The following is a 6,561-nucleotide window of genomic DNA, read 5'->3' as shown; positions in this document are numbered from 1 at the left end:
GGCCGCGGGGGCCGGTCCCGGGCCCCCGGGGGGGGGCCCGGGGGGCCCCCCCCCGCCCCCCCCCCGCCCCCGGGGGGGGGGGGGGGGGGGGGGGGCCCGGGCCCCGGGCCCCCCCCCCCCCCGACGGCCCCCTATCGACGGGCGGGTCAGACCCGGGTCGGGCGGACCTGTTCCCCGTCCGGTTCGTCGTCGTCCTCGTCGAAGACGGCGCTGACGTCGAAGCGGCAGACCACCAGCTGCGGGTCGGCGTCGTCGAAGGGCGAGCCGAGCCACTCCCCCGCCTCGGGCAGTTCCTCGGCGGCCGTGACCCAGAGCGTGGAATCGCCTTCCTCCAGGCCGAATTCCGTGTGCCGGGAGGCGATCTCGTCCGGTTCGTACTCCCCGAAGAGCACCCCGAGCGCCGCGTGGACGCTGGAGCCGACCACCGCGGCGGTCCCCCCGCCGTCCCGGTCGGCATCGGCGATCCGCTGCGCCTGTGCGAGCAGCCTCGGCGGCTCCACCACCGCGTAGTCGCGCCGGATCATCACGCTGAGAGCGTTCGGCTCCTCGGGGCCGGTGTACGGCGGCAGCGAATCGTCCGCACCCGGGATCTCGAAGGGGGTGACTTCGTCGTAGCGGTCGTAGAGCAGTTCGTCGTAGAACTCGGCGGCAGCGGCCAGTGCGTTGAACGCGTCGTAGACGGCCGCGTCGTCGTCGCCGGTCCGGCGTTCGACGGCCGCGAGGTGGTGGTCGAGCGCGGCTTTGACCGCCTCGGCGGCGGCGCGTACCTCGGCAGCCGTGGGCTGCGCAGCATCAGACATAGTGCAGACGCTATCCGTACACGGGCTCTGCCCGCACAATAGATGCGATGCCGGAATACGAATTTGTCGATGTGTACGTGCCACGCGGGGTCTCCCGGAAGGAGACGGCCCGCCTGTTGACCGACCATGCCGAGTACGGTCACTGGGAGTTGGACCGGCTGACGCTGCGTCGCGACGGCAGCCGCAGGGTGCGGCTCCGTCGCAGGATCATCCGCCAGATCCGGGCCACCTGGTGAGTCGGGGCGGGCCCGCAGCCGCGGACCCGCCCCTTTCCTTCGTAACGGCGTCGCCGCCCGGCTTCCCGGCCTAGGCGGAGAGCCTCGCGCGGCGGTAGAGCACCGCGCCGGCGCCCGCGAGCAGCAGTCCCGCGCTCGCCGGGACCAGCAGGTCGAGCCCGCCCGCCCCGGTGTGGGCGAGCTGCGGCGCGGTCGGCTTCCCGGGCACCTCGGGAACCGGCGGCTTCTCCGGAACCGGAGGCTTGTGCTCGGTGACCGGGGTGACCGGCGGGTGGACCGGCGGTGCGACCGGCGGCGGGACGGCCTCCGAGTCGTTCCGGCAGTCGTTGCCGAAGGTGGGGTTGAGCAGACCGACGACGTCGACGCTGTTCCCGCAGACGTTCACGGGGACGTCGATGGGCGCGGAGATGGTGTTGCCGGACAGCACGCCCGGCGATCCCCCCGTGACGGCCTGGGCCGTCGAACCGCCGCCGCCGAGCGGAGCGCGGTGCTTGCCGCTCCCCGGCCGGCTCGCCTGGCTCAGGTCGCCGTCGACCTGGCTGCCGGAGGCGTGCTTGCCCTGGGAGTCCTGCGAACCGTTTCCGCAGGTGTTGCCGAACGCCGGGTTGAGCAGCGCCACGACGTCCACGGAGTTGCCGCAGAGGTTGACCGGTACATGGACCGGGATCTGCACCGAATTCCCTGACACCACCCCCGGGGAATTCGCCGCCTCGCCGGACGCTCCCGCGTCGGCGTGCGCGTAGCCGCCGCTCAGCGCGAGTACGCCGCCTGCGGCCGCCACGGTGATCAGGCCTTTACGCGTGACCTGTCGCATAGGTGTTTCCTGCCTTCTAGCCTTCCGGAATACCCCCGGACTCGATCGTGCGGGGGCGGAGCACCAGCGACCCCGGAGCGCATGGAGTGCACTCCGGGGCCGAACTGGCTCAGACCCTTACGGGTTGACGCACAACGTCAGGCGTTGACGCAGGTGTTGCCGAAGGCGGGGTTCAGCAGCCCGATCACGTTGATCGTGTTGCCACACACGTTCAGCGGGACGTGCACGGGCACCTGGATGACGTTGCCCGAGATGACGCCGGGGCTGCCGAAAGCGCCACCCTCGGCACCGGAGTCGGCGACGGCCATGCCCGCGCCCGCGAGCACCAGGCCACCAGTGACAGCCGCAGCAGCGACGACCTTCTTGATCATGATTCCTCCTAGTTTGGCAGTGCGGTCCCAGCCGCGGACCGCACCACCTGTAACGAGGAGGAAGTAATGGGGCTACGAGCACGCAGCCCCTTTCACCCGTTCCGGTCAGATCCGTACACGCTGACGATTGCGGGTGGGCAAAGTCGGCGGAATCAGGCAGGAAGTCAGCTGTTGTCGATGAAGCGGTCGAGCACCCGCACACCGAACTGCAGACCGTCCACCGGTACGCGCTCGTCCACGCCGTGGAACATGCCCGCGAAGTCCAGCTCCGGCGGCAGCTTCAGCGGGGCGAACCCGAAGCAGCGGATACCGAGGTCGTCGAAGGACTTGGCGTCGGTACCGCCGGAGAGCATGTACGGCACCGCACGGGCGATCGGGTCCTCGGCCTGCAGCGCGACCTGCATCGCGTCGACGAGCGCACCGTCGAAGCTCGTCTCCAGGGCCTTGTCGCCGTGCACGTCCTCGCGCTTCACCCGCGGGCCGAGGATACGGTCCAGATCGGCCAGGAACTCGTCCTCGAAGCCGGGCAGGAACCGGCCGTCGACGTGGGCGGTGGCCTGGCCGGGGATGACGTTCACCTTGTAGCCGGCGCCGAGCATGGTGGGCGCGGCGGAGTTGCGGAGCGTGGCGCCGACCATCTTGGCGATGCCGCCCAGCTTGGCGAGGGTCGTCTCCATGTCCTCCGGGTCGAGCGGGGTGCCGAGCGCGTCGGACAGCTCGTCCAGGAAGGACCGCACGGTCTTGGTCACCCGGACCGGCCACTGGTGCCGGCCGAGCCGGCCGACCGCCTCGCAGAGCTCTGTGATCGCGTTGTCGTCGTTGGTCATCGAGCCGTGCCCGGCGGTGCCGTCCACGGTCAGCCGCATCCAGTGCATGCCCTTCTGGGCCGTCTCCACGAGGTAGAGCCGCAGCTTCTCGTTCACCGTGAAGGAGAAACCGCCGACCTCGCCGATCGCCTCGGTGACGCCCTCGAAGAGGCCGGGGTGCTTGTCGACGAGGTAGCGGGCGCCGTACGTGCCGCCCGCCTCCTCGTCGGCGAGGAAGGCCAGCACGATGTCGCGCGGGGGCTTGCGGCCGCTGCGCATCCGGTCGCGGACGACCGCGAGGGTCATCGCGTCCATGTCCTTCATGTCGACCGCGCCCCGGCCCCACACGCAGCCGTCCGCGACCTCGCCCGAGAACGGGTGGTGCGTCCAGTCGTGGGCATTGGCCGGGACCACGTCGGTGTGGCCGTGGATCAGCAGCGCGGGCCGGGACGGGTCCTCGCCCTCGATCCGCGCCACGGTCGAGGCACGACCCTTGTGGGACTCGAAGATCTGCGGTTCCAGCCCGACCTCGGCGAGCTTCTCCGCGACGTACTCGGCCGCGCGCCGCTCCCCCGGTCCCGAGTGGTCCCCGTAGTTGCTGGTGTCGATCCGGATCAGCTCACGACAGAGGTCCACGACCTCGTCCTCGCCGGAGCCGGCCCGAGCCGTGTTGGTCTCGCTCACGCTGCTTCCTTCCACCGTCGCTGTGGTGCTCCCCCTCATCCTCCCGCGCCGCTCCCGGACACCCAAGGGCACCCACCCCTCGTCATGCGCCCTTCACACAGTCCGGGGCGTGATCGAGCACCCCCGGATGTTTGCTATTGTTTTCCACGTCGGAACGGGCACGAGCCCGCGAGACAGACACCTTGTCCGGGTGGCGGAATGGCAGACGCGCTAGCTTGAGGTGCTAGTGCCCTTTATCGGGCGTGGGGGTTCAAGTCCCCCCTCGGACACCAGCAGAAACCCCAGTTGATCTGGGGTTTTTCTGTTTTCCGGCCCCGGAGACGCCTCGGGCCGCCCGGTCCGCCCCCGGGGCGTGAGGGGCCACCCCGTACCATCGGCGCTTTACGCGATCTTGGTATTCGACGGGGGCATGCGGTGGACGGCAGGCGCAGGCGGCGCTGGGTGATGTCGGGCGGGGTGGTCCTCGGGGCGGTGGTCGCCTCCGGGGTCGGGTTGTGGGCGACGGACAGTCCGCCGTTCCGGGACAGCTACTGCTGGGGGGCGTGGCAGCAGGACAGCGGCCCGGACTTCCTGGGCGACGAGGGGCTCGCCAAGTCCGGATCCGGGCGGAGCGCCACCGAGTCCGCCGCGCCCTCGGCCGGCGGCCCTCTCGTCCGCTGCACGGTGACGGTGGGCTCCACCGTCCCGGACGACGACTCCGACGGGCCGCTCACCTTCAAGGAACAGGTCACCGCCGAGTACGGCCCGGTCCCGTCCGGGGCCGGGGAGCGCCACGACTGGATCGCCACGTACTTCGGCGGCTCGGGCGCCCGGCTGCCGGACGGGCTCGACGGGCTGGTGGCCCCCGACCGGGCGATGCTGGTGCTGCCGAAGGGGTGCGACGTGGACGGCAGGCCGTCCGCCGTGACGATCTACAGCGCGAGCACCGGCGACGGGCACCTGGGCAAGGTGGCCATGCCGTTCTCGATCGGTACCCGGTCCGAGGTGGTCCGGATGCTGGTGGACCTGGCCAACACCGGTATGCGGAAGGCCGGTTGTGCCCCGGCCGAGCCGCTGCGCACCTCGTCGCCCGTCGTGACGATCCCGGAGGACGACGAGGGCGCCCGGGACCCGCTGTGCCGGATCCCCGGGGTGCGGGTGAAGCTCGGCAAGGGCTCCGGGTACCAGCAGCAGGTGGGGGTGGTCGACGGCCGGCTCCAGACGTGTTCGGTGGTGTGGCGGGCGCGGGGGGTGCCGGACGAACCGGCGGCGCAGTACGTGATGACGTCCGAGCCCCGGCTGGCCGCGCTCTTCGACGGTCTTCCGGAAGGGGCCGGCGAGGGGCTGACCCGCACCGATTGCGCGGGGCGGCGGACGGTTTTCTACGCGCACCCCGGCACCTCGCTGGAGGGGGCGGGCGTGCCCGACGACCGGACGGTGTTCAGCCGGTTCGCCGCGTCGGTGGGCGACCGCATCGGCTGCGGGTCGGGTGAGGGCGCGTGAACGAGGAGAGCGGTACCGGGGAGGACGGGGTGGCGGCGGTGGAGGACCTGGACACGGCGGCCGCGCGGCAGGGGGCGTCCGCCGAGGGCGGTCCGGAGCGGGTGTCGGGGTTCCGGCGGCTGCTGCGGCACCGTACGGCGCTGGCCGTCACCGCCGCCGGGCTGGTCGGGGCGCTCCTCGGCGCGGGCGCGGTGGCCTGGCGCACGGACACGCTTCCGCTGGTCGGCCCCGCCCCGTGCTGGGACTCGCTGAGCGGCACCACGCTGTCAGGGCTCTTCGGCGACCGCCGGACGGAGGTCGAGGAGCAGGTGCTCCAGGCCGATCCGCGGGGCAACGGCGGCATGTACGGGCAGTGCCGGATCACGAGCTACCGGGACGACAGGGCCCGTCGGCAGGTCACGGTGCGGGTGCACCAGCTGGACGGGCTGCGGGGCACCGACGAGTGGGACTGGCCCCGGGAGTTCCTCACGGCGGGCATGGTGCCGCCGGGCAAGGGGCTGCCCGGCCTGGTCTCGCCCTCGCGCGCCTGGCTGGCGCTGCCGCAGAGCTGTGTCGGGCGCCACGAATTCACCGGGCCCACGGTGGTGGACGTCGCGATGGGCCCGGCCGGTTACGACGGTGCGACCGACTACGACCGGGAGGACCTCGCGGCGCTGACCCGGACCGTGGTGGAGGCCGCCAACGGGGTCGTCCGCGACTTCGGGTGCTCCGGCGCGTACCGGATGCCGGACCCACTGCCGGGCCCGGTGGCGCGGCAGGACACCCGGGCCGACGCCTTCTGCGGCATCGAGGGGTTCACGCTGCCCGCGGCGTACCGCAAGGAGCTGCCCCGGACGCGGGTCGGTGGCGACGGCGGGCCCGCCCGGGTCTGCGAGGCGGGCGGGTCCTACGATCCGGCGGTGCGGCTGACGACGGTGACGGACCCGGTGCTGTCCGAGGTCTTCGCCTCGCGGATGCTGAAGGCCGGGCGGACGGTCAAGGGCACCAAGGGGTCCGGCAGCGTGGACGGCTCCCGGGCGGTCTACCGGGCGCGCTGCCAGACCGGGCCGGTGGTCTTCGTGGTGGACCAGCTGGACCGGATCGAGCACGCCTCCGCGGACCTCGCCGGCCGGCTGCTGCCCGGCTACGTGGCCGCCGAGGCCGAGCGGATCGGCTGCGGTCCGGAGCGCGTGGGCGAGCCGGAGGCGTAGGGCCCGTCCTCGGAGTGCCGGTGGTCCGGTGTGCGCGGTCGCGGGGCGGCTCCGACCGCGCGGCGAGCGCGCCGGACCATCCGGCGGGCGGCGGTTCGCGGGCCGGGGCCACGGTCTTCGCTTCCCGGTCCGGCGTTACGCTGCGGGTCCGGGACGGCGGAGCGAGGGACGGAGAGTC

The 6,561-nt window shown here is 72.6% G+C and carries 7 protein-coding genes and 1 tRNA gene; 4 read left to right on the top strand and 4 right to left on the bottom strand.

Annotated features, from left to right (window positions below; translation table 11 throughout):
* Window positions 1–146: 146 nt before the first annotated feature.
* Window positions 147–800: a hypothetical protein gene (locus ACIQGQ_RS19130; protein ID WP_402397253.1), complete on the bottom strand. Its 654-nt coding sequence runs from the start codon at window positions 798–800 to the stop codon at window positions 147–149.
* A gap of 47 nt (window positions 801–847) precedes the next feature.
* Here ACIQGQ_RS19130 and ACIQGQ_RS19125 point away from each other — a divergent pair, with 47 nt between their 5' ends.
* Complete coding sequence (locus ACIQGQ_RS19125) at window positions 848–1,036, top strand: DUF5703 family protein (protein ID WP_358863119.1); 189 nt, start codon at window positions 848–850, stop codon at window positions 1,034–1,036.
* Between the two features lie 70 nt (window positions 1,037–1,106).
* On the opposite strand, the gene ACIQGQ_RS19120 is transcribed toward ACIQGQ_RS19125, so the two are convergent.
* The 3 genes from ACIQGQ_RS19120 to ACIQGQ_RS19110 form a co-directional block, all read right to left on the bottom strand.
* A complete protein-coding gene (locus tag ACIQGQ_RS19120) occupies window positions 1,107–1,850 on the bottom strand; it encodes a chaplin (protein ID WP_402397250.1) in 744 nt (247 codons plus the stop codon).
* Between the two features lie 137 nt (window positions 1,851–1,987).
* Window positions 1,988–2,221, bottom strand: a complete 234-nt coding sequence (locus ACIQGQ_RS19115) for a chaplin (RefSeq protein ID WP_366290149.1) — start codon at window positions 2,219–2,221, stop codon at window positions 1,988–1,990.
* A 164-nt stretch (window positions 2,222–2,385) separates the two neighbouring features.
* Entirely contained in the window at window positions 2,386–3,711 is a 1,326-nt protein-coding gene (locus tag ACIQGQ_RS19110) for a M20/M25/M40 family metallo-hydrolase (RefSeq protein ID WP_352279187.1), read from the bottom strand.
* Window positions 3,712–3,895: 184 nt separating this feature from the next.
* On the opposite strand from ACIQGQ_RS19110, the gene ACIQGQ_RS19105 reads away from it, so the two are divergent.
* From ACIQGQ_RS19105 to ACIQGQ_RS19095, 3 genes are all read left to right on the top strand, one after another.
* A tRNA-Leu gene (locus ACIQGQ_RS19105) sits at window positions 3,896–3,983 on the top strand.
* Window positions 3,984–4,125: 142 nt separating this feature from the next.
* Window positions 4,126–5,193: a hypothetical protein gene (locus ACIQGQ_RS19100; RefSeq protein WP_402397245.1), complete on the top strand. Its 1,068-nt coding sequence runs from the start codon at window positions 4,126–4,128 to the stop codon at window positions 5,191–5,193.
* Window positions 5,190–6,383, top strand: a complete 1,194-nt coding sequence (locus ACIQGQ_RS19095) for a hypothetical protein (RefSeq protein WP_402397242.1) — start codon at window positions 5,190–5,192, stop codon at window positions 6,381–6,383. Before ACIQGQ_RS19100 ends, ACIQGQ_RS19095 begins: the two co-directional genes overlap by 4 nt.
* Window positions 6,384–6,561: the final 178 nt, after the last annotated feature.

It is taken from the genome of Streptomyces sp. NPDC092952 (assembly GCF_044754785.1).
In the GTDB taxonomy this organism is placed as follows: Bacteria; Actinomycetota; Actinomycetes; order Streptomycetales; family Streptomycetaceae; genus Streptomyces.
Note: the sequence above shows the minus strand (reverse complement) of the source record. Positions and strands in the feature narration are given on the sequence as shown.